Raw genomic sequence first — 25,042 nt, forward strand, 5'->3', positions numbered from 1 at the left:
GCCTTTGGCGCACCGATGGAGCGCCGGGTGGATATGGTGCGCAGCAAGTGCGCACCCTACACTTGCTTATGGCAGATAAGGCGATCCTGCTATTGGCACAAGAAGTCGGCTAGCTGAGCAACGCCGCTAAGAAATTTGATAATTCCGTCATAGCCCCAGAAAAATGTGCTGTCATAACGATAAAAGCCGTTTTGCTGCCGATAGTTTTTCCGGCTTCTTTAGCGAATTCGGTTGCAAAGTTATTGGCCTGCCATGCTATCCAATCCATCGCGGTGCGAGCTAGAAACCTGACCTTTTCAATTGCTCGTTTTAGCTTAGTTTCGTCTTTTTCACCCGAACTGATAGTGTCTCGCGCGTCCTCTAGTGCTTTTTTTACCTCTTGGAGGTATTGAGGATCAATTGCAAACTCCAGAGGAGGCTGATTGTGACCAATCTGCGCTCTCCCCCTATCGTAATCCGCGACTTCACTAAAGTTATCAAGGTTGCGCAACCCTTCATCAATCGCCCGCAACGCAACTAGCGAAACTTGATCTAGACCGACTTCATCGTGAGGTTTCTCGACGCGCTTGAATAGCGTGCTGCGTCGAAGGTCATAGTACTTGAATGCAGCTTCTTTCAGGTAAAGCCTTAAGGCCTTAACTCCCTCAAAGTTTGTTTCTTCGTTGACAATGGTTTCAGTAAAATCACAACCTTCATCAATAGTGCTTCCACGAAAGTCTGCGAACTCAAGATTAGCTCTGTGAAATCTCGAAGATATAACAAAGCAGTCTATTCTGGTCGACTTCAGGCTCGCAAAGGAAAAATCTACGTCGGGCATCGCGTCCGTAAAATTACTTCCAGCGAGATTTGCAGCCCTAAACGAAGCGTACGCTAATTTTGCTTCCGCAAAGTTACAACCCTCAAGGTCGGAGCCAGAGAAATCTGCATTCTTTAGATTTGCACGCCCAAAGTCGCGGCCACGTAAATCGAAACCCCTTAGATCTGCGCCATCTAAGACACTCCCTACCAAGTCTCTAGCGCCCGATTTTAGGTCTGCTAAATCTTCAGTATCGGCCACGTTTCAACTATCCATCTTCAGCGCAGAAATAAACGCCTCCTGCGGGATGTCCACTTTCCCGAACTGCCGCATCTTCTTTTTCCCGGCCTTCTGCTTGTCCAGCAGCTTGCGTTTGCGCGTGGCATCGCCGCCATAGCATTTCGCGGTTACGTCCTTGCGCAGCGCGGACAGGGTTTCGCGGGCGATGACCTTGCCGCCGATGGCCGCCTGAATCGGGATCTTGAACATGTGGCGGGGGATCAGGTCTTTGAGCTTTTCCACCATCGCGCGGCCGCGCATCTCGGCCCGGTCGCGGTGCACCATCATCGACAGCGCGTCGACGGGTTCGTCGTTGACCAGCACGGACATCTTGACCAGATGATCCTCCTGATATCCGGTCAGGACATAGTCGAAGGACGCATAGCCCTTGGTCACGGATTTCAGGCGGTCGTAGAAGTCGAACACCACCTCGTTCAGCGGCAGATCGTACACCACCATCGCGCGGCTGCCCGCATAGGTCAGGTCCAGCTGCACGCCGCGGCGGTCTTGGCAGAGTTTCAGCACATCGCCGAGGTATTCGTCGGGCACCAGAATCGTCGCCTTGATGCGCGGTTCTTCCAGATGGTCGACATGGGTCAGGTCGGGCATGTCGGCGGGGTTGTGCAATTCGCGCATCTCGCCGTCGCGCATGTAAAGGTGGTACACCACCGACGGTGCGGTCGTGATGAGGTCGATGTCATATTCCCGCTCGATCCGGTCGCGGATGACTTCGAGGTGCAGCAGCCCAAGGAACCCGCAGCGGAAGCCAAAGCCGAGGGCGGCGGAGGTTTCCATCTCGAAGCTGAAAGAAGCATCGTTCAGCGCCAGTTTTTCGATCGCGTCGCGCAGATCCTCGAACTGCGAGGAATCGACGGGGAAGAGGCCGCAGAACACCACGGGCTGCGCGGGCTTGAAGCCCGGCAGCGCCTGATCGGTGCCCTTTTTCTCGGACGTGATCGTGTCGCCGACGCGGGTGTCGCGGACCTGTTTGATCGATGCGGTGATGAACCCGATTTCACCGGGGCCAAGGATTTCGACATCCTGCATCTTGGGCCGGAAGACGCCGATCTTGTCGATCTGGTGGACGGTGCCGTTGGACATGAACCGCACGCGGTCGTTTTTCTTCATCGTGCCGTCGATGATCCGCACCAGCACGACAACGCCCAGATAGCTGTCATACCAGCTGTCCACCAGCATCGCCTTGAGCGGCGCATCGCGGTCGCCCTGCGGGGCGGGCAGCAGGTTGACGATGGCTTCCAGCGTCTCGTGGATGCCAATGCCGGTTTTCGCCGACACGCGGATCGCGCCCGATGCGTCCAGCCCGATCACATCCTCGATCTGGGCTGCGACCTGATCGCATTCCGAGGCGGGCAGGTCGATCTTGTTCAGCACAGGCACAATTTCATGGCCCGCGTCCAGCGCGTGATACACGTTGGCCAGCGTCTGCGCCTCGACCCCTTGGGTGCTGTCAACGACCAGGAGCGAGCCTTCGACGGCGCGCATGGAGCGGGAGACCTCATAGGCGAAATCGACGTGGCCGGGGGTGTCGATCAGATTCAGGACGTATGCCTTGCCATTGTCGGCGGTATAATCGATCCGCACGGTGTTGGCCTTGATCGTGATGCCACGCTCACGCTCGATATCCATGCTGTCGAGCATCTGTTCTTTCATCTCGCGCGCGGACACGGTGTTGGTCGACTGGATCAGGCGGTCAGCCAGCGTCGATTTACCGTGGTCGATATGCGCCACGATCGAGAAATTGCGGATATGCGAAAGGTCTGTCATGGCTGGGATATGGTGCGGATTTCGGCTCCCGTCAATCTCGATGTTGCCGCAGGGAATGCGCCTCTGCGCGGGTCAGTTCGCCTTCGTGAATTGCAATGCGCGGACCAAGGCTGCATATTGCCGCAAAAGGCAAGATGCGGGCAGAGGACAGGCAGGATGCGGATTTTTCTGGTGATGGGTGCGGTCGCGACACTGGCCGCCTGTGGTGGCGGGCGCGTGTCCGGCGATATCAGTGCTGCATGCAACAGCGCGGGCCGTGTCGCGGCATCGCCGCAACTGTGTTCCTGCGTCCAGCAGGTCGCCAACCAGTCGCTGTCAAGCCGTGATCAGGCGCGTGCCGCGACCTTCTTTGCCGATCCGCAGCGCGCGCAGGACACCCGCCAGTCAAGCGACCCCAACGACCGTGCATTCTGGGGCCGCTACCGCGCCTTCACCGATCTTGCGACACAGGTCTGCCGTCCGGTCACGGCCTAGGCCCAACACACTGGACAGCGCCGCCCTGCCCGATATGAAGGCAGTATGACCCGGAACCCGCCCCCCGATGATCTGGCCCAGCGCATCCGTGCGGGCGACAGGCGTGCGCTGGCCAAGGGGATCACGCTGGTCGAAAGCGGGCGCGCTGATGACCGCGCCGCTGCCGTGGCCTTACTGAGCGCCCTTGGCACCGACCGGCAGGCGCTGCGCATCGGGCTATCGGGGACGCCCGGCGTGGGCAAATCGACCTTCATCGAAAGTTTCGGCCTGATGCTGACCGCGCAGGGCAAACGTGTCGCGGTGCTGGCGGTCGATCCGTCCTCGGCGCGCACAGGCGGGTCGATCTTGGGCGACAAGACGCGGATGGATCATCTGGCGCGCGATCCGATGGCGTTCATCCGCCCCTCCCCCAGCCAGACCCAGCTTGGCGGTGTTGCCCGCCGCACCCGCGAGGCTGTGGCCCTGTGCGAGGCGGCGGGGTTCGACATCGTGCTGATCGAGACCGTGGGCGTCGGCCAGTCCGAAACCGTGGTGGCGCAAATGGCCGATCTGTTCGTCCTACTGCTCGCCCCTGCGGGGGGTGATGAATTGCAGGGCGTCAAGCGCGGTATCATGGAAATGGCCGATCTGATTCTGGTGAACAAAGCCGACGGCGATCTGAAATCGCAGGCCACGCGCACCTGTGCTGATTATGCCGGTGCCCTGCGCCTGCTGCGCAAACGCCCGCAAGACCCCAAAGGTTTCCCGAAGGCCATAACGGTGTCCGCGCTGGAACAGCACGGGATCGCTGCCGCATGGGACGATATGCAACATCTGGCGGAATGGCGCCGCGCGCAGGGGCTTTGGGACCAGATCCGCAAGGATCAGGCCAACCACTGGTTCACCGAGGATCTGCGCCAAGGTCTGCTGCAACTGCAACTCGACGATCCCGCAACCCGCGCACGGATCGAGGCGGCGCAGGATGCCGTGGCATCGGGAGCCCTGTCACCGACCGCCGCCGCCGCCCAAGTGCTTGGCCCGCTGCGCCGCAACTGAATTGATGCGACGCCTTGGCAAAGCGGGTTGACGCTGTCGGGGAATCCGCCTATTTCGCGCTGATCTTATGCCGACCCTGCATTGCGGGGTTCCAACCCGTATGCAGGATGTCCCGCCAGTCTGGCCGGCGATATCCCTCAGAACAAGGAAAACGCCCATGTCGCGCCGTTGCGAATTGACTGGAAAAGGCCCGATGTCTGGCAACAACGTCAGCCACGCCAAGAACCACACCCGCCGCCGGTTCCTGCCGAACCTTCAGGACGTCACGCTGCAGTCCGACGTGCTGGGCCGTTCGTTCAAGCTGAAAATCTCGAACGCAGCACTGCGCACCGTCGATCACCGCGGTGGTCTGGACGCCTTTATGGCCAAGGCGAAAGAGGCAGAACTGTCGCCAGACGCGCTGAAGATCAAAAAAGAAATCGCCAAGGCGACTGCAGCGGCATAAGCCAGCAGCCCAAGGCGGATGCTTTGAACGCGGTCGTGCAAACGGCCGCGTTTTTCGTTCTGCAGCCGAGCTTGACCGCGCCTGCCGCCCGCGTCAGACCGTCACCATGACCGACCTGCCCATCGATACAATCCTGCCCGATCTGGTCGCAGCCCTTGGCCAGCACGGCCGTGCCGTTTTGCAGGCGCCCCCCGGTGCGGGCAAGACCACGCGCGTCCCGCTGGCCATGCTGGAGGCCGGGCTGACCACGGGCAAGATCGTCATGCTCGAACCCCGCCGCCTTGCCGCGCGGGCCGCCGCCGAACGGCTGGCAGAATCGCTGGGCGAGGTGCCGGGCCAGACCGTCGGCTACCGGATGCGCGGCGAAAGCCAGCCCGGTGACCGCATCGAGGTGGTGACCGAAGGCATCCTGACCCGCATGATCCAGTCCGACCCTGCGCTGACAGGCGTCGGTGCCGTGATCTTCGACGAATTCCACGAACGGTCGCTGAACGCCGATCTGGGGCTGGCGCTGGCCTGGGAATCCCGCGGCGTGCTGCGCCCAGATCTGATCTTGCTGGTGATGTCGGCCACATTGGACGCCGCCCCTGTCGCCGTGATGCTGGATGACGCGCCGATTATCACCTCGCAGGGGCAATCCTACCCCGTCACCGCGCATTTTCTGGACACCGCCCTGCCCAAAACCACCCGCCTGCCGCAAGCCACCGCCGATCTGGTGGTCCGTGCTGTGCAGGAAACCACTGGCGGCGTGCTGGTCTTTCTGCCCGGAGAAGGCGAGATCAGGGCGACCATGGCCGCCCTGTCAGGCCGCCTGCCCCATGACTGCGTGATCCGCCCGCTCTACGGCGCGCTACCGTTCAAAGACCAGCGCGCAGCGCTTGCACCTGTCACGTCGGGCCGCAAGGTCGTGCTATCCACATCCATCGCCGAAACCTCGCTGACGATCCCCGATATCCGCGTCGTCGTTGATGCAGGGCGCGCACGGCGCGCGCGGTTCGACCCCGGCTCCGGCATGTCGCGCCTTGTAACCGAACGGGTCAGCCGCGCCGAGGCCACCCAACGCGCAGGGCGCGCAGGCCGTGTCGCCCCCGGTGACGCCTACAAGCTTTGGACCAAGGGCGAGGATGGCGCGCTGCCCGCCTTTGCCCCTGCGGAAATCGAGGCCGCCGATCTGGCAAGCCTTGCGCTGGAACTCGCGGTCTGGGGCAGCGATGATCTGGGCTTTCTGACCCCGCCACCCCCCGCCGCCCTGGCCGAGGCGCGCGCCTTGCTGCAAAGCCTTGGCGCGCTGGATGCCAATCTGCGGATCACGGCACATGGGCGCGCGCTGGCGGCGCTGCCGCTGCATCCGCGCCTTGGGCATATGCTGCAAAAGGCAGGCGCACAGGCCGCCCCCCTGGCAGCCCTGCTGGCCGCGCGCGATCCCCTGCGCGGTGCCCCTGTCGATCTGGCGCTGCGGATACAGGCACTGCAAGGGCGCTACGACGGGCCGGGGCAGGTCAATCCTGCCGCCCTTGCCCAGATCAAGGCCGAAATCCCCCGCCTTGCCAAAGGCCTGCCCAAACGCCCGCCGATGACACTCGCCGAACAGGCCGCACTCGCCTATCCCGACCGGATCGGGCTGCGCCGCAAGGGCGACGCGCCACGCTATCTGCTGTCGGGCGGCAAAGGGGCGGTGATCGACATCGCCGATCCGCTGGCGGGGCAGCGGTTGATCGTGGCGACCGATCTCGATGGTGACAAGCTCGAAGCGCGCGTGCGGCAGGCGACAGCGATCACGGATGCCGCATTGCGCGGGCTCTTTGCCGACCGCATCTGTTGGCACGACCTCTGCCAATGGTCACGGCGCGACGGCAAGGTGCTGGCGCGCAGGCAGGAACGGTTCGGGGCGCTGGTGCTCGATGACCGCGTCTGGCCGGATGCGCCCGACGACACGGTCGCGCGGGCCATGCTCGACGGTGTGCGCCAGCTTGGGCTGCAATTCTCGCCCGCCGCACGGCGGTTTCAGGCGCGGGTCGCTTTGGTCGATGGTCTGCCCGCCATGGATGACGCAACGCTGATGGACACGCTCGACGACTGGCTGCTGCCCTATCTTGCGGGCGTGCGCAGCGCCGAGGACTGGAAACGCTTTGACGCCCTGCCCGCGCTGCGCGCCATGCTGGACTGGGACCAGATGCAACGGCTCGATGCTGCAGCCCCCGCCAGTTTCGAAACCCCTTTGGGCCGCAAGATCCCCATCGACTATGACGATGCGACACCCGCGATCACCCTGCGCCTGCAGGAAATGTTCGGCACCACACGCCACCCGATGGTGGGGCGCGTGCCGCTGCGGATCACGCTCCTGTCGCCGGGCCAGAAACCCGTGCAGGTGACACAGGATATCGTGGGCTTTTGGGCCACGTCCTACGCGGATGTGCGGCGCGACATGCGCGGCCGTTATCCGCGCCACCCCTGGCCCGAGGACCCGACAGAGGCCGACCCTACGCTGCGCGCCAAACCGCGCGGCACCTGAGCCCATCTTCCGGGCCCAAATATCCCCGCCGGAGGCATAAAATCTTTTCGGCTCAACGCCCCAGACAATACCGCATGATCGCCTTTTGCGCGTGCAGCCGGTTTTCCGCCTCGTCGAAGATCACCGAATTGGGGCCGTCCATGACGCTGCTGGTCGCCTCGTCCTCGCGGTGGGCGGGCAGGCAGTGCATGAAGAGCGCATCCGGTTTCGCCTTGGCCATCAGCGCGTCGTTGACCTGATAGCCGCGCAGCTGGTTGTGGCGGCGTTCGCGGGCAGATTGCGGGTCGTGCATCGACACCCATGTATCCGTGACCACCAGATCGGCGCCCTGCACGGCCTCGTTCGGATTGCGCACGATGGTGTAAAGCCCGTCCAGCGCCGGATCAGGGTCGAGCGGGGGCGGACCTGTGAACACGAGATCGAAGTCGAATTGCTTGGCGGCATGGGCGAAGCTGGCAAAGACGTTGTTGCCGTCGCCGGACCAGACAACCTTTTTACCTTTGATCGGGCCGTTATGTTCCTCGAAGGTCATGATATCGGCCATGATCTGGCAAGGATGCGTGCGGTTCGTCAGCCCGTTGATGACGGGCACAGAGGCATATTCCGCCATATCCAGCAGAGTCTGTTCCTCGAACGTGCGGATCATGATCAGGTCGACATAGCGCGACAACACGCGCGCGGTATCGGCGATGGTCTCGCCATGGCCCAGCTGCATGTCGGTGCCCGACAGCACCATGGTCTGCCCGCCCAACTGGCGCACGCCCACGTCGAAGGACACGCGCGTCCGCGTCGATGGCTTTTCAAAGATCAGCGCGACCATATGGCCCGCCAGCGGCTGTTCGGCATCGGGCGTGCCTTTGGGCAGCCCGTTGCGGGCGTCCTTCATCCGGCGCGCATTGGCGATGATCGCGGACAGATCGTCCGCAGGGGTGACATGGATATCAAGAAAATGATTCATACTATTCGCTTTTATTGGGCCGGTTCCTGCGGCCGGTGTTCAAAGGTGGGTCATGACCTGCACCAGTTTGCCGTCCTTGGTCGGGGCCAGTCGTCGCTTGAGAAATCCCGCTTTCGCATAGGTCGCGATGGCGCGGGTGTCGGTGGTGTTGGGGCCAACGGCGACAAGCGGGTATTGCAGACGCAACTGGCGCAGCCGTGCCGCGATATAGGACGGCGGATGGTCCTGCCCGCTAAAGTCGCTGTCGCCCACAAAGGTCGCCATGACCCGCGCGCCCGCTGGCAGGTCGCCATATTGCGGCATGGTAAAGGCCCGCGCGTCATGGTCGTGGATATAGGCGAACGGATGCCCGTTCAGCGTCACCAGCCGCATGTCGATCTGCGGATTGTCGAGGTCTTTTTCCATCATCGTCAACTGCTTTACTGTATCCGGCCACCAGACCCTGACATGCGCCAGCCGGAACCAGCGTTCCAGCAGCGGCAGATCAGCCGCGTTCAGCTTGGGGAATTCATAGTTACGCATGTTCCCTTTGCATCTGGACCGCGGCAGCATCGAGCTTTGCAACGGCCTGCCCGATCTCCTCGTCCGTGATGGTGAGCGGCGGCAGCAGGCGGATCACATTATCCGCCGCAGGAACCGTCAGGACGCCCTGCCCGTAACCCGCCCTGACGATATCGGTATTGGTCGCCTTGCATTTCAGCCCCAGCATCAGGCCCGACCCGCGCACTTTCTCGAACACATCGGGATGGGCGGCGACAAGCCCTTCCAGTTTCTGCCGTAGCAGTCCGGCCTTGCGGTTCACTTCCGCCAGAAAATCATCCGTTGCGACAATCTCCATGACCCGCAGACCGACAGCACAGGCCAGAGGATTGCCGCCATAGGTGGACCCATGCGTGCCCGCTGTCATGCCAGAGGCCGCGTTTTCCGTGGCAAGCACCGCCCCCAAGGGAAAGCCCCCGCCGATGCCTTTGGCGACCATCATGATATCAGGCGTGATCCCCGCCCATTCATGCGCGAACAATTTGCCTGTGCGACCCATGCCGCATTGCACCTCGTCCAAAATCATCAGGATGCCGTGTTCATCGCACAGATCGCGCAGCCCTTTGAGGCAGACATCAGGCAGCGGGCGGATACCACCTTCGCCCTGCACAGGTTCGACGATGATCGCGGCGATATGATCTCCGACAGCCGCCTGCAGCGCGTCATGATCGCCGAAATCCAGATGGGTGAAACCGGGCAGCAGAGGGCCGAAACCTTTTGTCATCTTTTCAGAGCCCGCCGCCGCGATCCCCGCGCTGGAGCGGCCATGGAACGATCCGGTAAAGGCGATGATCTCGGTCCGCTCGGGCTGGCCTTTGTCATACCAGTATTTGCGCGCCATCTTGACGGCCAGTTCGCAGGCTTCGGTGCCGGAATTGGTAAAGAAAACCGTATCGGCAAAGGTCTTTTCCACCAGCAGATCAGCCAGCTTTTGCTGAGCGGGAATGTTGTAAAGGTTCGAGACATGCCAGAGCGCATTGGCCTGCGTCGTCAGTGCCTCGACCAGTGCGGGATGCGCATGGCCCAGCGCATTGACCGCGATCCCTGCGCCAAGGTCCAGAAATCGGCGTCCGTCGGCCTCGGTCAACCACGACCCGGACCCTGACGTGAATGTCAAAGGCGCGCGCGAATAGGTCGGCAGAACAGATGCGATCATGGGATCATCCTTTTCAATACGCCAGATTGGTGCAGGACCAATGCAGCAGAGTCAATTTATTTGGGGGATAGGCAGACGTAACTCAGGCGCGCGCGAAATCGCGTCGGCGTCGAAGGCTCTGATGAAAGCGGTTCGTCATCCCTTGATCGTAGCGCGTCGTTTCGGCCAAGAGAAGCCGAAAATCCGCCCCTGCGTGAATTTCACTTTTTGCGCCGCGAAAAATGCTAATATCTGGCAAAACAGCGGGAGGTCCTGATGTCGCAAAACACCGTGACAGTGCTGGTCGGCACGACCAAGGGGACCATTTTGCTATCAAGCGACGCCACGCGCGCCGACTGGTCCTGCAGCACGCCCCTATGCGATGGCTGGCCGATCAACCATGTGATCGGTGATCCCGACAGCGGCATGCTCTGGGCTGGCGGAGGCGGCGACTGGCACGGCGCGGGTGTTTGGCGGTCGGCGGATCAGGGTCGGACGTGGGAACTGGCCAAGCTGACAAAAGGCCAGATGGACAACTGGGCCGCAAATGACCCCGACTTTGCCGCGATGATCGGCTGGACAGACGCACCGCTGCCGTTTGACGATGCGTTCACCCAGATATGGTCATTAGCCTATGCGGATGGTGTGCTTTACGCGGGAACCAAGCCTGCGATGCTGCTGAAAAGCACCGATCAGGGTGCGACTTGGGAAAAGGTGGGCGGGCTGACCGACCACCCGAGTGCTGCCGACTGGCACGGCGGCGCGGCGGGGCTGGTGCTGCACACGATCGTCAGCGATCCGGCCAATCCGCGCAAAATGTGGGTGGGTATCTCTGCCGCCGGTGTCTTTGCAACTGAGGATGGCGGCGCCACATGGGACCGCCGCAACCGCCTGTCCAACACCACGGACTGCGCCCATCACGACCACCCCGCCGCCCCGCGCGACGGCGAAACGGGGCATTGCGTCCACAACATGATGCGCGCACCGGGTGGAGGTGACGTGCTTTACCAGCAAAACCACCACGGTGTCTGGCGGTCTGCCGATGGCGGGCGCAGTTGGGATGATATCAACGCAGGGCTGCCCTCGACCTTCGGCTTTCCGATCCGCGTGCATCCGACCGACCCCGATACCGTCTGGACCCTGCCCCTGAACGGCGACAGCGCCGGACGCTATCCGCCCGATGCCGCCGCCGCCGTCTGGCGCACGCGCGATGGCGGGCAAAGCTGGCAGGCGATGCGTGACGGGCTTCCGCAGCAAAGCTGCTATTTCACCGTTCTGCGGCAGGCGATGGGCGGCGACAGGCGCGATCCGGCGGGTGTTTATTTCGGCACCAACAGCGGGTCGGTTTTTGCCAGCACCGACGAAGGCGATCATTGGCAGGAAATCGCCCGCCACCTGCCCACCGTCCTTGCGGTCGAGGTGCTGGACCGCGGCTGAGACGTTTGCCGATTGCCAATAGCAGGGCAGCGGATCACAACGCTGCGCATGACCCTGCGCGCACCCAACCCACCGCTTGCCATTGCCTTCATGCTGACCGCGACCGCGTTCATCGCAGGCACGATGATCCTTGCAAAACTGCTGGGCACAGGCACGCTGGGCGCGCCGTTCCACCCGCTGCAGGTCAGCCACGGGCGGTTCCTGTTCGCGTTTCTGGCGCTGGCAATGGTCGCCGCCGTTGTGCGCCCCACGATCAGGCAACCCGACCTGCGGCTGCATGTCGGGCGCACGGCCTTTGGCTGGGGCGGCGTGACGCTGATGTTCGCGGCTGTCGCCTTTATCCCGTTGTCAGACGCGACGGCGATCAGTTTCTTGAACCCCGTTTTCGGGATGCTGCTGGCGATCCCGTTTCTGGGCGAAAAAGTCGGCCCATGGCGCTGGGTCGCGGCGGCGACGGCGCTGATCGGGGCGCTGGTCCTGCTGCGCCCCGGACCAGACACGTTCCAGATCGCGGGGCTTTTGGCACTAGGCGCGGCGGTTTTGATGGGGATGGAGCTGATCTTTATCAAGAAACTGGCCAATCGCGAACCGCCGTTCCAGATCTTGCTGGTCAACAACGCGATCGGGCTGTGCATTGCAACCATGGCGGTCCTGCCGGTCTGGACAATGCCGACGCCCGGGCAATGGGCGGCGCTGGCAGGGATCGGCGTGCTGATGGCCGCAGCGCAGACCTGTTTCATCAACGCGATGGCGCGCGCTGACGCCAGTTTCGTCACCCCGTTCAGTTACTTGACCCTTGTCTTTGCCGCACTTTACGACGGCATCCTCTTTGATGTGATCCCCGATGGAATCAGCCTGCTGGGTGCGGCAATTATCCTCAGCGGCGCAACATTGCTCGCCTGGCGCGAGAGAAAGAGGCAGACTGCGCACTAATCAACCTGCGGCAGGACAAAATGCAGCCATGATGCCGTGCTAGAAAACAGTGTATGAACGACGTTTATGAGTATCGCCGCGCGCGCGGCAAAGCGGTGATCTGGCTCTGCGGCATGGGGGTTGTCCTTCTGCTCGCGGCGGTTTCTGTGACGGATGCGACCGAGCTGATGTGGCTTGTCTGGGTGCTGGCCGCGCTGACGCTGGCGCTGATGCTGGTGCCACGGCCCGTGACGGGCATCCGTGTCGATGATACCTATCTGGTGCTGTCCGCCTGGCACAAACCACGCGCGGTCGCGCTTGACGACATCGCCTTTCTGCGCGCAACGCAAGGCGATGCCGAAACCAGCATCGTCATCGTTTACAAGGACGGGACCGAGGAAAAGACATTTCGCCGCGATATGCCGGACCTTGAGACGATGGTCTCTGTCATGGCAGCGCGCGGCATTCCGGTGCGCGACATCTATTAAGCAGGTCAGGCTTTTAGCCGGTAGCCCGTTTTCATCCAGCGGTGACACACCGCCAGCACGACGATGCAGGTGCCCGTCACGACCCAAAGCCCCGTCCAGGGGCTGCTGTCGCTGACGCCGATCATGCCGAACCGGACCCCGTCGATGATGTAAAAGAACGGGTTGGCGTGGCTCAGCGTCTGCAGGAACGGCGGCAAGGCGTCGATGGAATAGAATGTCCCCGACAAAAAGGCGAGCGGCGTCACCAGAAAGTTGGTGATCGCTGACAACTGGTCGAACTTGTTGGCATAAATGCCCGCAATCATGCCCAGCCCGCCCATCAGCACCGACCCCAGCAGCACAAAGGTGACCGCCCAGCCTGCATGCACCAGCCCCACATCCAGAAATACGAACGACCCTGCAGCGATCACGACACCTACCAGCACACCGCGCGCGACAGCCCCGCCGATATAGCCGGTGACAAGCTCGCCCGCCGACAGGGGTGGCATCAGGGTATCGACGATATTGCCCTGCACCTTGGCCGAGGCAAGGCTGGACGAGGTGTTGGCAAAGGCGTTCTGGATCACCGTCATGGTCAGGATGCCAGGCACAAGGAAGGTCATGAAATCCACCCCCATCACATCGCCGCGCTGCGATCCGATGGCGATGGTGAAAATCATCAGGAACAGGCCCGCGTTGATCAGGGGCGCCATCACCGTCTGCAACCAGACATTCAGAAAGCGCCTGATTTCGCGGTTGGTCAGGGTCCATGCGCCCAGCCAGTTCACCCGCCCAAAGCGGCGCACACCCATTTCTGTCTTGGTTGTCATGCAATCGGTCCTTTGTCTTGGGGCCTGACATATCCTATCCTGTTCCGGTGGCCACCCCGATCTGGCCGGTCGAAAGGACAGATGATGCGATTGATCCTGTGTCTTGCGTTTGCGGTCTGGCCGCTGACCACCGCCGCCGACAGCGTGCCGCCGGTTCTGCCCGCGCTTTACGAGGTGGTGGGCGTCGCGTCCGACGACCAGCTCAACATCAGGGCCGCCCCCAACGCGCGGGCCGAGATCATCGGCGCGCTGGCCTTTGACCGCACGGCGGTCGAGGTCCTAGCCTTCAGCACCGCAGGCGGCTGGGCCATGGTCAACCATCAGGAACGCGCGGGCTGGGTCGCTGCGCGGTTCTTGCAGCGCAGCGCGCCCGTGGACGGGCCTTTGGGCTATGCGGCGCGCAATCTGACCTGCTTTGGCACCGAACCTTTCTGGTCGTTGGCGATCACCGACGCGCGGGTGGTGCTGTCCACCCCCGAAGGCGAGGCCGACTATCCCGTGACGGCGATCTATGGCAGCGGCGCAGGCGAATTCGTCGGCGCCAATACCGTGTTCTTCGACTGGTCGGCCGATGGTGTGCCTGTCCGGTCACATATCCTGCCCGGCATGTGCAACGACGGGATGAGCGATCTGGCCTTCGGACTGCATTATATCGACGATGCCTTCGGGCATCGGGGCTGTTGCAGCCTCTATTGAGGCCACACCCTACCGGAACTTGTGCAAAAGGCGCCGGAGCGCCTTCACATCACCCGCGCCAGTGACTAGTATGGGTGGTCAGACAAGGCGTGGCGCGACCCTGACGGGGTATCCGGCCAGCAAACCGAAGGAAGTCATATGTCCTGGACAGACGAGCGCGTCGAGACGCTCAAGAAGATGTGGGGCGACGGCCAGTCCGCCAGCCAGATCGCCAAGGAACTTGGCGGTGTGACCCGCAATGCCGTGATCGGCAAGGTCCACAGGCTGGGCTTGTCCAACCGCGCGGGCACGGGGGCAGCCGCCCCCGCCGCCAAACCCGCGCCCAAGGAAAAGCCTGCCGAGACGGTCGAAGCCCCCGCTGCGAAAGCCGCGCCGAAACCTGCGCCCAAGGCCAAGCCAAGCGTGGCCGTGGCCATCAAGGAAGAGCTGGAACTCGACGAGAACGGCATCCCGATTTCCGCCGCCCGCCGCGCGATCATTCCCGCAGGCCAGCCTCTGCCACCGCAACCTTCCGCCAACGAGATCAGCCCCGAGGCTTTGGCCAAGGTGAACGAGGTCGAAAAGACCGCCAAACGGCTGACGCTGATGGAATTGACCGAGAAAACCTGCAAATGGCCAGTGGGCGATCCCGCGACCGAAGATTTCTGGTTCTGCGGCCTGCCCGTCCAGCAAGGCAAACCCTATTGCGAGGCGCATGTGGGTGTGGCGTTCCAGCCGATGTCGGCACGGCGCGACCGGCGGCGTTAAAATCCCCGTAGGGTGGGTCAAGACCCACCTTACCAGCGCCCTTTGGACCGTCTATAGGGGGCTATGACACAGAATCCGCCCTCGCTCCGCCCCGATCTTGCCCGCGCGCAAGTCACCGACACCCGCCGCCCCGGCCAGCCGACCATCGGCATGGTCAGCCTTGGCTGCCCCAAGGCGCTGGTCGACAGCGAACGCATCCTGACCCGCCTGCGCGCCGAAGGCTACGCGATCAGCGCCGATTACGCAGGCGCCGAGGCGGTCATCGTCAACACCTGCGGATTTCTCGACAGTGCCAAGGCCGAAAGCCTTGATGCCATCGGTGAAGCCCTGCGCGAGAACGGCAAGGTCATCGTGACGGGCTGTCTGGGGGCCGAACCCGATTACATCCGCGAACATCATCCGCGGATCTTGGCGGTGACGGGACCCCATCAATACGAACAGGTGCTCGACGCCGTGCATCTGGCCGTCCCGCCCAGCCCCGACCCGTTCATCGACCTTTTGCCTGCGACAGGTGTCAGCCTGACACCGCGCCATTACAGCTATCTGAAGATTTCCGAAGGCTGCAATCACAAGTGCAAATTCTGCATCATCCCCGATATGCGCGGCAAACTCGCCAGCCGCCCCGCCCATGCAGTATTGCGCGAGGCGGAAAAGCTGGTGCAGGCAGGCGTGCGCGAATTGCTGGTCATTTCGCAGGATACGTCAGCTTACGGGCTTGACCGCAAATACGACCTGAACCCGTGGAAAGACGGCGAAGTGCGCAGCCATATCACCGACCTGACGCGCGAGCTGGGGCAGTTGGGGGCTTGGGTGCGGCTGCATTACGTCTATCCCTATCCGCATGTGCGCGACCTGATCCCGCTGATGGCGGACCCTGCCAACGGCGTGCTGCCCTATCTCGACATTCCGTTCCAGCATGCCCACCCCGATGTGCTGCGGCGCATGGCGCGGCCTGCGGCGGCGGCGAAAACGCTGGATGAAATCGCCGCATGGCGCAGCATTTGCCCCGATATCACCCTGCGCAGCACCTTTATCGTCGGCTACCCCGGCGAGACAGAGGCGGAATTCCAGCACCTGCTCGACTGGCTGGACGAGGCGCAACTCGACCGCGTGGGCTGTTTTCAGTATGAAAACGTCGCAGGCGCGCGGTCAAACGCCCTGCCCGACCATGTGCCGGCCGAGGTCAAACAGGACCGCTGGGACCGTTTCATGGAAAAGGCGCAGGCGATTTCCGCCGCCAAGCTGGCCTCCAAGGTCGGCAAGCGGCTGGAGGTCATCGTGGACGACATCGACGAGGACGGCATCGCGACCTGCCGCACATGGGCCGACGCACCCGAGATCGACGGCAACCTGTTCATCGACGAAGGGACAGAGGCGCTGTCCGTGGGTGATATCGTGCAAGTTGTGGTGGATGAGGCGGGGGAGTATGATTTGTGGGGTGGGGTGGTTTGAATACTGAGCCAAAGATAGACCGTCGTATTCGACAGAATATTTTCGATGGAATTGAACTTGAGGGTTTGTATTTTGGTGGAAAACTAGATGACGTGGCTTTCCTATCTAGGCTGTATAACCTAAATGAAATGAGGTCTTTTGATAGCAGACATTCAAATGCTGCTGGAGACATCTGGCAGCATCGCCTAAACAACGACGATTGGGAAAGAAACTGGGTTTTCTCGGATACTAGGTTCGGGTTACTTGATTGCTCAACACAGGATTTTCTCAAATTTGTTTGCGAGATGATACATCCACTTGTTCGGCCTGATAGGGATCAGCAAGAGAAATTGGCAGGACATATCAACGACCAGCTTAAAGGTGCAGGTTGGGAGTTGGTGGAGTCGGAAAGAATTGCTGGAAGAGCCAAATATATTGCTCAAACTATTGGTAGTTTTCATAGTAAAATTGATCGCGCATATACCGCAGCCGATGTTTTATCCTCAAACTGGATGCAGACTGAGATAGCTCGCATTCAAGATTCGATTGAACGAGACCCATCATTAGCCATAGGAACTGCAAAAGACTTGATCGAATCTTGCTGTAAAACTATTCTTGAGCAAGAAGGGGTTGAGATAGGAAAAACCGATGACCTGCCAACCTTAACAAAGAAACTGTGCAAGCAACTTGGACTGGTTCCCGAAGGCATACCAAACGAAGCAAGAGGCTATGATACAATAAAAGTCATTCTTAGCAATTTAGCGGCAATTACCAAGGGAATTTCCGAGCTAAGGGGCTTGTATGGGTCGGGACATGGTCGTGATGGAAAACACTTTGGCCTCGAACCGCGTCATGCAAGGCTCGCAGCTTCCTCCGCCATCGCGTTTGTGGATTTTGCAACAGAGACATATGTAAAGAAAAAGAAGGCTTAACAGCGCATTGTGTCTAACCTGCTACGCTGCGCGCTAACTCATTTTTCTCTGTCCGAGCATACCTCAACAAAAAAGCACACCGCTCTCGCGATGCGCTCTCTGGTTCCCTTCCAGCTGGCTTGGCTTACGACGTCACTTCCCTTGCGGCAGAGAAGCTGCAGCCATAGCCACCACTGGCGGCGGGCATCGGGGTGGTTGTTTCTGGCATGATGCCGCAGCTTTGCGTGGCGGCGTTGAAGGTCATCCCGACGGGGCAGCTTTGGGCCACAGGTTCGGCGGGGGTAGGCAGGGTCGTTTCCTGGGCAAAGGCCGCGGCGGGCAGCATGGCCAAGGCAAGTACGATCAAACGCATGTCGTCCTCCTATGTTGACACTAGGTCAAGCATAGGCCGGAACGTCTGTTTGGCAAACATTCCAGAACGTCGCACCCCGAAATCGGGCGTCAGACCGCCTGCAAGCCGCGCAATTGGGCGAATTCGTCGCGGTTTTCGCAATAGGCAGGCGCTTGCGGCAGGGCAGGCATCGTCGCCAGCAGCTTGTCGCATTTGCCGACTTCGCTGCAGCCGCGGCAGCGTGTGACCATATCGGCGTATTCGGGCGCGTCGATCTGGCGTTCGTCCAGCGCGGTCGACAGGTTGACCCCGCAGGCTTTGGACATCTTCACCACCCGCAGGAAATGTTCGCGCATGTCACCCAATGTTTGCATCTTGGACCTCCATTCATTGGACCCAAGGTGCCACGGGTGATTCCGGCGGTCCTTGCGCTGGATCAAATGGCCCTAGCGATAGGCGGTATCGGGCAGGGCGGCATGGCCACGCAGCGCCAGCATGGCACCCCGTGTTTCGATCGGACGCACGATGAACGGATAAAGCACGGCGAGGGGCAGATCGTGCGGCTTGCAATAGACCCCGAAGGCGCGGCGCAACAGCCGGTAATCGGACAGGATGTTTTTGCCGAACCGGCGCAGATACCATCCGATCCGGCGCGACAGGCTGCGGGGCGCCCGCGCCGAGGGCGGGTGCATGACCGCATCCTGAAAGCCCTTGTTCCTGCGCACATCGACGATGAACGGCCACCCGCCAAAGGCGTGAAACTGCGCTGCCTGCGTGACCAGACCAAACCGCACGCCTGCATCGCGCATCGCGTTCTGCCTGCGGTGCGCACTGACGAACGGGCTGGGGTCGGGCGCATAGGGGAAGCGCAGCAGCACGTCCTTCCTGTACAGCGCGCCATTGTTGGACACATGGACGACGCGGCCATCGGTCGTGCGGTCCAGCATGAACCCACGGTCAAAAAGCGACGACACCCGGCGCAGGGCAGAGGTGGGCTCGTAGAAGGTCAGCCCCGATACCGCATCAAGATCGGGTTGCGCGATCATTGCGCCATAGAGCGCCCCAAGCCAGCCGGGGGCGCAGAGGCAATCCGCCTCGACCACGGCGACGTAGTTTTCGCGCACATGCGCTGTCGCGCCGTTCTTGATCTGGGCGGATTCCTGGCTGTCGACAAAAACCACGCTGACGGGCACGGGCAGGCCCGACCAGTCTGGCACAGCGCTGTCCTGAAACTGGGCAGAGGCCGCGATGACGACATCGCTTGGTAGGCCGCCGGAGTCTGCCAGAAAGCTGCGCAGGCAGGTGTCTTCGTCCACCCATGATTTTGCGCCCGGTTCGAAATCGGACACGATGACCAAAGAGACGGGCAGGATCGTTGCCGCTGCCATGCCCGTCACCAGATCAGCCCCGCGACCACGCAGACCCACGCGACGCCTACTGCGATGCCCGTGACGGCGACAGCCGCCGACCCGCAATCCTTGGCGTATTTGGCCGCGTCCCGCCGCGCCATGCTGATATCGTCGACGATCCGCTCGATCGCGGTGTTCACGCATTCCGCCGCCAGCACGAAAAGGCCCCCCATCAGCAGCATCCCCCGTTCCGCCCCCGACAGGGGCAGCACAAAGGCCAGCACGCCAAAGACCGCGTTCAGTACGAGCCATTGCGCCATCGACCCTTCGGTGCGGCAGACATGCATGAACCCGTCCCACGACCAGATCGCCCTTTGCCGCACCCGCATCATCTGTTGCCACATGGCTGTTGCCTTTCATCGTTACGCTAAAGGCAAAATGCGGCACCCCGCGCTGTCTGCCAAGCCCCGGCTGTGACCCAACGGAACATTTGACGCGGGCGCGGCATCATCCAGATCATGAGACAAAGCCGGAGACCACCCATGTACCCCACCCCCGTCAAGTCCGAACGCATCGCCGATGGCACGGTCCACGCTATCGGTGTGATCGGCGCTGTGGCGGGTGCTGCGGTGCTGATGGTCTGGGCGGCTGGCACGGCGAGTGCGGCGCAAATGACCGCCCTTGCCGTCTATGGTGCGACGCTGATCGCGACCTTTGTCGCCTCGGCGGCCTATCACCTGATGCCGTGGCATGGCATCCGCCCCTTGCTGCGGCGGTTCGATCATGCCGCGATCTATCTGAAAATCGCAGGGACCTATACGCCGCTTGTCGTGATGATCGGCAGCGGTTTTGCCTATCTGGTGCTGGGCGTGGTCTGGGCGCTGGCGGTGATTGGCGTGGTGCTCAAGCTGTTTTTCTGGCGCGCGCCAGGGCGGTTCGGGCCTGCGCTTTACCTTGTCATGGGGTGGCTGAGCCTGGCGCTGATCTGGTCGCTCTGGCCCATCGTGCCGCTGTCCACCATGATCCTGATCGCGGTGGGCGGGTTGCTTTATACCGCTGGCGTGCCGTTCTATGCCGCCGAAAGGCTGCGCTATTCGACCGCGATCTGGCACGGGTTTGTCGTGGTCGCCTCGGCCTGTTTCTTTATCGCCATCGCGACAGGCGTGGCTGCACAGGGTTAAAGCGTCGCCGCGACCTCGCGCACCACGCGCAACCGGTCGGCATTGGCCGGATGCGTGCCAAGGAACCGGTTGCCCGGATCAGGAATACGGAAGAAGAATTCCGACCCCCGCAACGGGTTAAAGCCCGCCGCATGGGCAATGCGGGTGCCGGTAGCATCGGCCTCCAGCTCGAAATTGCGCGAATAGGCGCGCGCGGCAACCGTTGCTCCCAGTTGCTGGGCAGTCTGGACCGCATCGGGCGAATTGCCTCCCAAGGTCCCCGCCAAGCCGCCGATCAGCGTCGCCCCCAATACGGCGTTCTGCTGCTGGCGCGCGATATGGCCTTCAATGTGGTGGGCGGCTTCATGGGCCAGCACAAAGGCGATTTCATCAACATTGCGCGCATCCGCGATCAGCCTTTCGGTAAAGACGATGACAGGGCGGCCGTTGCGGTCGAGCGTCTGGTAGGCGTTCATCGGCGCACCGGGCCGGTCGTCCACAAGGATCAGGAAATCGCAGTTGCGGTTGTTGCCTCGCTGGCGGCACATCTGTTCGGCCACAGGTTCGATCCGCGCCACTGCCGTGCGGAAGTTCGCCATTGTCTGCCCGGCAGGCAGCCGCGCGCTGCTGTCGATCTGCGGCTGCACGACAGGTGTCGCGCGCGACGGGGGCGGGCTTGTGTCAAGCGGCGCACAGGCCGCCAGACCCAAGGCGAAAAGAACCGCGACAAGACGCATAGGATGCTCCGGGTGGTAAAGAGGTCAACGCAAACAATAGCATGTTGCCCTGACCCTGCCAGTCACGATTGCTTGGCCTGCGATGACCCGCTAGGCTGACGCTATGTTTAGCATAGAACACGATTATGACGCGACCGTGGTGACCCTTGTCGACGAAGGCAAGGCCCCCCTGCGCGAGGATGTGATCATCAACGCCTTTGATGATTGCGTAACGCTCACCCAATACGACGCCCGCAGCGACCGCGACGTGCAAATCACCATGTCGATGACCCAGTTGCGCGACCTGCAGGCAGCCCTTGATCTGCCCGAAGGCATCTACAGGCTGCGCAAGACATGACGACAGGCTTTTTCTGGGATGAAAGCTGTTTCTGGCATGGCGGCGGGAATTACGCAGGCATGTTGCCGGTGGGTGGGCTGGTGCAGCCTATGAACGGCGGGTTGCCCGAAAGCCCCGAAACCAAACGCCGGTTGAAAAACCTGATCGAGGTGACGGGGCTTGCGCGTGAACTGGTCATGCGCGGGGCGGCACCTGCCGACGCCGACGATCTGCTGCGCGTGCATCCCGCGCATTACCTCGACCGCTTTAAGGCGCTGTCGGATGCCGGTGGCGGCGAACTGGGCCGCCGCACGCCCTTCGGCCCCGGCGGATACGAGATTGCGGCGCTGTCAGCAGGGCTGGCCAAAGCCGCGCTCTTTGCCGTGCTCAAGGGCGAGATGGACAACGCCTATGCGCTGTCCCGCCCGCCCGGTCATCACTGTCTGCCGGATTTCCCCAACGGGTTCTGCCTGCTCAACAATATCGGCATCGCGATCGAGGCGGCGCGCGCGGCAGGGCTTGCGCAGCGGTTCGCGGTGCTGGACTGGGACGTGCATCACGGCAACGGGACCGAAGCCGTGTTTTACGACCGCGCCGATGTGCTGACCGTGTCGATCCATCAGGACCGCAATTACCCGATGGATACCGGCGCTTTTGCCGACCGTGGCGCAGGCGCGGGAACAGGGTTCAACCTCAATATCCCGCTGCCGCCCGGCACGGGGCACAAAGGGTATTTGGCCGCGATGGACAGGCTGGCCCTGCCTGCGATCCGCGATTTCGCGCCCGATGTGCTGATTATCGCTTGTGGCTATGACGCGGCCGCGAACGATCCTTTGGGGCGGATGCTGGCCACGGCGGACACGTTCGCGCAGATGACAGCACAGGTGATGGACCTTGCGCGCGACATCTGCGGCGGGCGGTTGGTGATGGTGCATGAAGGCGGCTATTCGGAAACCTATGTACCGTTCTGCGGCCATGCCGTGCTGCAAAAGATGTCGGGCAGCCCCGTTCACGCCCCCGACCCCTTTGCCGAGGTGTTCCCGCTACGTCAGCCCGACGCCGGTTTTGACGCCTATCTTAATCGCGTGATCAGCGACATGGAAACACAGTTGCAGTCATGAAAAAGGCGCGCCTTGTTGGCGCGCCTTGTCTGGTTTCACAGTGCGAAACCGAAGGGATTAACCTTCAGAAGATGCGCGGTTCGATGTGTCCAGCACTTCCACGACAGGCGCCGCGTCGTTGCCGGTGCAGAGCAGTTGGACATCAGCAATCGTGGTTTCCTGCAAGGACCCGCCGTCCGACAGGGCAACCAGCTCGCTGAGCATGGTTTCTTGCTCAAGCTGTGGCATTGCAAGGTATTCGGCACAGGTGACTTCGTCGGCACCGGTGATTGTCTGGGCAGATACGGCACCTGCAGCAAGGGTCAGGGCGAAGGCGGTTGTTGCGAAAATCTTGTTCATGTCTTTTCTCCGTCTCGTTTGGGTCTGCGTCATGCGCAGCTGACCACATAACGGCCCGCGCACCTGTCTGTTCCCCGCAGCATCATCACGAAAGTCACAAGCAAAGTTGATCGGCGACAGGGAACATTTCCCCCTTTGCGGCATGCCGCCGGCACAGTCCGGTGCGGCCCGTTGCCACCCGGCCGGCAACGCCTTATCACAAGCGCATCCATCCGCAGGAGCCGCCATGCCCGATCCCAATCCCGAAGCACTCGCCTTTTTGCTGTCGCGCCGGTCGCGCCCGGCCAAGACCCTGACGACACCGGTTCCCGATGCGCAAGCCCTGAATACGATCCTGACTGCCGCCGCCCGCACGCCTGACCACGGCAAGCTGGAACCTTGGCGGTTCATTGTGCTGACCAAGCCCGCGCTGGCGCGTCTGGCCTCTCTTGTGCCTGCGCGGGGCGCAGCGCTCGGGATCGACGCCGACCGGATCGCCAAGGCGCAGGACCAATATGCCATGGCCGATCTGGCCATTGCTGTCGTCAGCAGCCCCAAACCGTCCGACAAGATCCCGCAGATCGAACAGGTTTATTCGGCTGGCGCTGTCTGTCTGTCCTTGGTGAACGCGGCCTTGGCGGCGGGCTGGGGGGCGAACTGGTTGTCGGGCTGGGCCAGCCATGACCGCGATTTCATCCGCGACGGGTTGGGTCTGGCCGACCACGAAAGCATCGCCGGCCTGATCCATCTGGGCACCGAAACCAGCGCTCCGCCTGACCGCCCGCGACCGGACCTTACTGCGATCACCACTTGGATGACCACATGATCCTGTCATCCTTCCTGCTGGCGCTGTCGCAGATGGCCGACCCCCGCTTTCGCAGCGTTTTGTGGCGCGGCATCGGGCTGACCATCGCGCTGCTTGTAGGGATCTACGCAGGTCTGCTCTGGCTGATCGAGGCACTGACCGCCGAGCCGATCACTTTACCCGGGGTCGGTCAGATCACTTGGTTGGGCGATCTGCTCAGCTGGGGATCGCTTGGTGTGATGATCGTGCTGTCGGTGTTCCTGATGGTGCCGGTCGCCTCGGCCATCACATCGCTGTTTCTGGACGAGGTAGCACAGGCGGTCGAGGACAAACACTTCCCCGACCTGCCCGCCATGCCACCCGTGGGCTTTTTCGAGGGACTGCGCGATACCATCAGCTTTCTTGGCTTGCTGATCGCTGCCAACCTGCTGGCGTTCGGGGTCTATGCGATGCTGCCTTTCGCCGCGTTCTTTATCTTCTACGCGCTGAACGGCCTTTTGCTGGGGCGTGAATACTTCCAGCTGGCAGCAATGCGCCGGATCGGTCGGGCGGATGCCAAAGCACTGGCCAAACAGTATCAGGGCACGATCTGGGTAGCGGGCTGCCTGATGGCGGTGCCGCTGTCATTTCCCTTCGTCAACCTGATCATTCCGGTGCTGGGGGCTGCGACCTTTACCCACCTGTTTCACAGGCTCAATCGCTGACGGCAGCTGGCGCCATCCGGTCAAACATGTCGATATCACGGACCGAGATGACCCCTGACAGGATCACACCAGCCACCACGCACCAAATCGGCACCGCCCAATAAGTCGTGATCTTGGCCTTGCGGCCAACCTGCGCATCCGCGGGCGCCGAGGCATGCGTGCCCGGCACGATCTCGCCGGTGTCACCCTGACTGACCATGCGCAGCGGCAGGACGATGAAAAACACCATCGACCAGATGACCATGAACAGAACAATTCCCGATGTGATACCCACGATGTTTCCTTTCGTCGCTCCCCCTCAGATACGCCGTTTTCAGACCTGTTCAAGCTCGATCAGGCAACCGTTGAAATCCTTGGGGTGCAGGAACAGCACGGGTTTGCCATGCGCGCCGATCTTGGGCTCACCCCCGCCCAGCACGCGCGCACCCTGATCCAGCAGGTGATCGCGGGCGGTCAGGATATCGTCGACCTCGTAGCAGATATGATGAATGCCGCCTGACGGGTTCTTGTCCAGAAACCCCTGAATCGGTGACTGATCGCCCAAAGGATACAGCAGTTCAATCTTGGTATTGGGCAGCGTGATGAACACGACCGTGACCCCGTGATCCGGTTCGTCCTGTGGTGGCCCGACATCGGCACCCAGCATCTGGCGGTACTGGTCGCTTGCCGCCGTAAGATCAGGCACGGCGATAGCGACATGGTTCAGGCGTCCGATCATGGTGATCCTCCTTGTTGCAAGGCTGTTATGCCGCAGTGCGGCAGTCCGCGCAACGCGCGTCGGTATTAAGAT

Annotated in this window: 30 protein-coding genes; 16 read left to right on the forward strand and 14 right to left on the reverse strand. The window is 61.8% G+C overall.

The window, feature by feature from the left end; all coding sequences use genetic code 11:
* Positions 1–109: 109 nt before the first annotated feature.
* Together VCK47_RS07530 and lepA are read right to left on the reverse strand one after the other, a co-directional pair.
* Positions 110–1,057 (reverse strand): pentapeptide repeat-containing protein, encoded by a 948-nt coding sequence (locus tag VCK47_RS07530; protein ID WP_322891790.1) that lies wholly within the window; start codon positions 1,055–1,057, stop codon positions 110–112.
* A 3-nt stretch (positions 1,058–1,060) separates the two neighbouring features.
* Positions 1,061–2,860, reverse strand: coding sequence for a translation elongation factor 4 (gene lepA / locus VCK47_RS07535; RefSeq protein WP_322891791.1), 1,800 nt, complete (start codon positions 2,858–2,860; stop codon positions 1,061–1,063).
* Positions 2,861–3,016: 156 nt separating this feature from the next.
* Here lepA and VCK47_RS07540 point away from each other — a divergent pair, with 156 nt between their 5' ends.
* From VCK47_RS07540 to hrpB, 4 genes are all read left to right on the forward strand, one after another.
* Positions 3,017–3,334 carry an arginine transporter gene (locus VCK47_RS07540; RefSeq protein WP_322891792.1) on the forward strand — a complete coding sequence of 106 codons (318 nt, stop codon included), beginning with the start codon at positions 3,017–3,019 and terminating at the stop codon, positions 3,332–3,334.
* A gap of 45 nt (positions 3,335–3,379) precedes the next feature.
* Entirely contained in the window at positions 3,380–4,369 is a 990-nt protein-coding gene (gene meaB, locus VCK47_RS07545; protein ID WP_322891793.1) for a methylmalonyl Co-A mutase-associated GTPase MeaB, read from the forward strand.
* Between the two features lie 157 nt (positions 4,370–4,526).
* Positions 4,527–4,814: a 50S ribosomal protein L28 gene (rpmB, locus tag VCK47_RS07550; RefSeq protein WP_007205845.1), complete on the forward strand. Its 288-nt coding sequence runs from the start codon at positions 4,527–4,529 to the stop codon at positions 4,812–4,814.
* Between the two features lie 106 nt (positions 4,815–4,920).
* Positions 4,921–7,326, forward strand: a complete 2,406-nt coding sequence (gene hrpB, locus VCK47_RS07555; protein WP_322891794.1) for an ATP-dependent helicase HrpB — start codon at positions 4,921–4,923, stop codon at positions 7,324–7,326.
* 52 nt (positions 7,327–7,378) lie between these two features.
* On the opposite strand, the gene argF is transcribed toward hrpB, so the two are convergent.
* From argF to VCK47_RS07570, 3 genes are read right to left on the reverse strand one after another with little or no spacing between them, the layout of a single operon-like run.
* The gene (gene argF, locus VCK47_RS07560; RefSeq protein WP_322891795.1) at positions 7,379–8,284 is read right to left on the reverse strand and encodes an ornithine carbamoyltransferase; all 906 of its coding nucleotides are present in this window, start codon (positions 8,282–8,284) and stop codon (positions 7,379–7,381) included.
* Between the two features lie 39 nt (positions 8,285–8,323).
* Entirely contained in the window at positions 8,324–8,806 is a 483-nt protein-coding gene (locus tag VCK47_RS07565) for a GNAT family N-acetyltransferase (protein WP_322891796.1), read from the reverse strand.
* A complete protein-coding gene (locus VCK47_RS07570; RefSeq protein ID WP_322891797.1) occupies positions 8,799–9,980 on the reverse strand; it encodes an aspartate aminotransferase family protein in 1,182 nt (393 codons plus the stop codon). The genes VCK47_RS07565 and VCK47_RS07570 overlap by 8 nt, the downstream gene beginning before the upstream one ends.
* Before the next feature lie 255 nt (positions 9,981–10,235).
* Here VCK47_RS07570 and VCK47_RS07575 point away from each other — a divergent pair, with 255 nt between their 5' ends.
* The 3 genes from VCK47_RS07575 to VCK47_RS07585 are packed head-to-tail and all read left to right on the forward strand — an operon-like array spanning position 10,236 to position 12,796.
* On the forward strand, positions 10,236–11,396 hold the full coding sequence (locus tag VCK47_RS07575; protein ID WP_322891798.1) for an exo-alpha-sialidase: 1,161 nt from the start codon (positions 10,236–10,238) through the stop codon (positions 11,394–11,396).
* A gap of 48 nt (positions 11,397–11,444) precedes the next feature.
* A complete protein-coding gene (locus tag VCK47_RS07580) occupies positions 11,445–12,329 on the forward strand; it encodes a DMT family transporter (RefSeq protein WP_322891799.1) in 885 nt (294 codons plus the stop codon).
* Positions 12,330–12,382: 53 nt separating this feature from the next.
* The gene (locus tag VCK47_RS07585; protein ID WP_322891800.1) at positions 12,383–12,796 is read left to right on the forward strand and encodes a hypothetical protein; all 414 of its coding nucleotides are present in this window, start codon (positions 12,383–12,385) and stop codon (positions 12,794–12,796) included.
* A gap of 5 nt (positions 12,797–12,801) precedes the next feature.
* Here VCK47_RS07585 and VCK47_RS07590 read toward each other — a convergent pair whose 3' ends face one another.
* The gene (locus VCK47_RS07590; RefSeq protein WP_322891801.1) at positions 12,802–13,605 is read right to left on the reverse strand and encodes an ABC transporter permease; all 804 of its coding nucleotides are present in this window, start codon (positions 13,603–13,605) and stop codon (positions 12,802–12,804) included.
* Positions 13,606–13,689: 84 nt separating this feature from the next.
* Here VCK47_RS07590 and VCK47_RS07595 point away from each other — a divergent pair, with 84 nt between their 5' ends.
* The 4 genes from VCK47_RS07595 to VCK47_RS07610 all read left to right on the forward strand — a co-directional run bounded on the left by VCK47_RS07595 (position 13,690) and on the right by VCK47_RS07610 (position 17,411).
* Positions 13,690–14,301: an SH3 domain-containing protein gene (locus VCK47_RS07595; protein ID WP_322891802.1), complete on the forward strand. Its 612-nt coding sequence runs from the start codon at positions 13,690–13,692 to the stop codon at positions 14,299–14,301.
* A 138-nt stretch (positions 14,302–14,439) separates the two neighbouring features.
* Entirely contained in the window at positions 14,440–15,048 is a 609-nt protein-coding gene (locus tag VCK47_RS07600) for a GcrA family cell cycle regulator (RefSeq protein WP_322891803.1), read from the forward strand.
* Positions 15,049–15,111: 63 nt separating this feature from the next.
* Complete coding sequence (gene rimO / locus VCK47_RS07605) at positions 15,112–16,500, forward strand: 30S ribosomal protein S12 methylthiotransferase RimO (protein WP_322891804.1); 1,389 nt, start codon at positions 15,112–15,114, stop codon at positions 16,498–16,500.
* On the forward strand, positions 16,497–17,411 hold the full coding sequence (locus tag VCK47_RS07610; RefSeq protein ID WP_322891805.1) for an abortive infection family protein: 915 nt from the start codon (positions 16,497–16,499) through the stop codon (positions 17,409–17,411). Before rimO ends, VCK47_RS07610 begins: the two co-directional genes overlap by 4 nt.
* A 124-nt stretch (positions 17,412–17,535) precedes the next feature.
* Here VCK47_RS07610 and VCK47_RS07615 read toward each other — a convergent pair whose 3' ends face one another.
* From VCK47_RS07615 to VCK47_RS07630, 4 genes are all read right to left on the reverse strand, one after another.
* Complete coding sequence (locus VCK47_RS07615) at positions 17,536–17,763, reverse strand: hypothetical protein (protein ID WP_322891806.1); 228 nt, start codon at positions 17,761–17,763, stop codon at positions 17,536–17,538.
* A gap of 89 nt (positions 17,764–17,852) precedes the next feature.
* Complete coding sequence (locus VCK47_RS07620) at positions 17,853–18,116, reverse strand: DUF6455 family protein (RefSeq protein WP_322891807.1); 264 nt, start codon at positions 18,114–18,116, stop codon at positions 17,853–17,855.
* Positions 18,117–18,188: 72 nt separating this feature from the next.
* On the reverse strand, positions 18,189–19,169 hold the full coding sequence (locus tag VCK47_RS07625; RefSeq protein WP_322891808.1) for a glycosyltransferase family A protein: 981 nt from the start codon (positions 19,167–19,169) through the stop codon (positions 18,189–18,191).
* Entirely contained in the window at positions 19,136–19,495 is a 360-nt protein-coding gene (locus VCK47_RS07630; RefSeq protein WP_322891809.1) for a diacylglycerol kinase, read from the reverse strand. The genes VCK47_RS07625 and VCK47_RS07630 overlap by 34 nt, the downstream gene beginning before the upstream one ends.
* A 138-nt stretch (positions 19,496–19,633) precedes the next feature.
* Here VCK47_RS07630 and trhA point away from each other — a divergent pair, with 138 nt between their 5' ends.
* A complete protein-coding gene (gene trhA / locus VCK47_RS07635; RefSeq protein WP_322891810.1) occupies positions 19,634–20,272 on the forward strand; it encodes a PAQR family membrane homeostasis protein TrhA in 639 nt (212 codons plus the stop codon).
* On the opposite strand, the gene VCK47_RS07640 is transcribed toward trhA, so the two are convergent.
* Entirely contained in the window at positions 20,269–20,988 is a 720-nt protein-coding gene (locus VCK47_RS07640) for a M48 family metalloprotease (RefSeq protein ID WP_322891811.1), read from the reverse strand. The two genes, trhA and VCK47_RS07640, sit on opposite strands and share 4 nt — an antisense overlap.
* 103 nt (positions 20,989–21,091) lie before the next feature.
* Between VCK47_RS07640 and VCK47_RS07645 the strand changes: the two genes are divergently transcribed.
* Entirely contained in the window at positions 21,092–21,325 is a 234-nt protein-coding gene (locus VCK47_RS07645; protein WP_322891812.1) for a hypothetical protein, read from the forward strand.
* The gene (locus tag VCK47_RS07650; protein WP_322891813.1) at positions 21,322–22,425 is read left to right on the forward strand and encodes a class II histone deacetylase; all 1,104 of its coding nucleotides are present in this window, start codon (positions 21,322–21,324) and stop codon (positions 22,423–22,425) included. Before VCK47_RS07645 ends, VCK47_RS07650 begins: the two co-directional genes overlap by 4 nt.
* Before the next feature lie 57 nt (positions 22,426–22,482).
* Here VCK47_RS07650 and VCK47_RS07655 read toward each other — a convergent pair whose 3' ends face one another.
* On the reverse strand, positions 22,483–22,764 hold the full coding sequence (locus tag VCK47_RS07655; RefSeq protein WP_322891814.1) for a hypothetical protein: 282 nt from the start codon (positions 22,762–22,764) through the stop codon (positions 22,483–22,485).
* Positions 22,765–22,990: 226 nt separating this feature from the next.
* Between VCK47_RS07655 and VCK47_RS07660 the strand changes: the two genes are divergently transcribed.
* Both VCK47_RS07660 and VCK47_RS07665 read left to right on the forward strand, forming a co-directional pair.
* Positions 22,991–23,569 (forward strand): nitroreductase, encoded by a 579-nt coding sequence (locus VCK47_RS07660; RefSeq protein WP_322891815.1) that lies wholly within the window; start codon positions 22,991–22,993, stop codon positions 23,567–23,569.
* A complete protein-coding gene (locus VCK47_RS07665) occupies positions 23,566–24,252 on the forward strand; it encodes an EI24 domain-containing protein (protein ID WP_322891816.1) in 687 nt (228 codons plus the stop codon). The genes VCK47_RS07660 and VCK47_RS07665 overlap by 4 nt, the downstream gene beginning before the upstream one ends.
* Here the strand turns inward: VCK47_RS07665 and VCK47_RS07670 are convergent.
* Together VCK47_RS07670 and mce are read right to left on the reverse strand one after the other, a co-directional pair.
* Complete coding sequence (locus tag VCK47_RS07670; protein ID WP_322891817.1) at positions 24,242–24,526, reverse strand: DUF1467 family protein; 285 nt, start codon at positions 24,524–24,526, stop codon at positions 24,242–24,244. The two genes, VCK47_RS07665 and VCK47_RS07670, sit on opposite strands and share 11 nt — an antisense overlap.
* Before the next feature lie 39 nt (positions 24,527–24,565).
* Positions 24,566–24,970, reverse strand: coding sequence for a methylmalonyl-CoA epimerase (gene mce, locus VCK47_RS07675; protein WP_322891818.1), 405 nt, complete (start codon positions 24,968–24,970; stop codon positions 24,566–24,568).
* Positions 24,971–25,042: the final 72 nt, after the last annotated feature.

The organism is Yoonia sp. 72, assembly GCF_034652275.1.
GTDB lineage: Bacteria > Pseudomonadota > Alphaproteobacteria > Rhodobacterales > Rhodobacteraceae > Yoonia.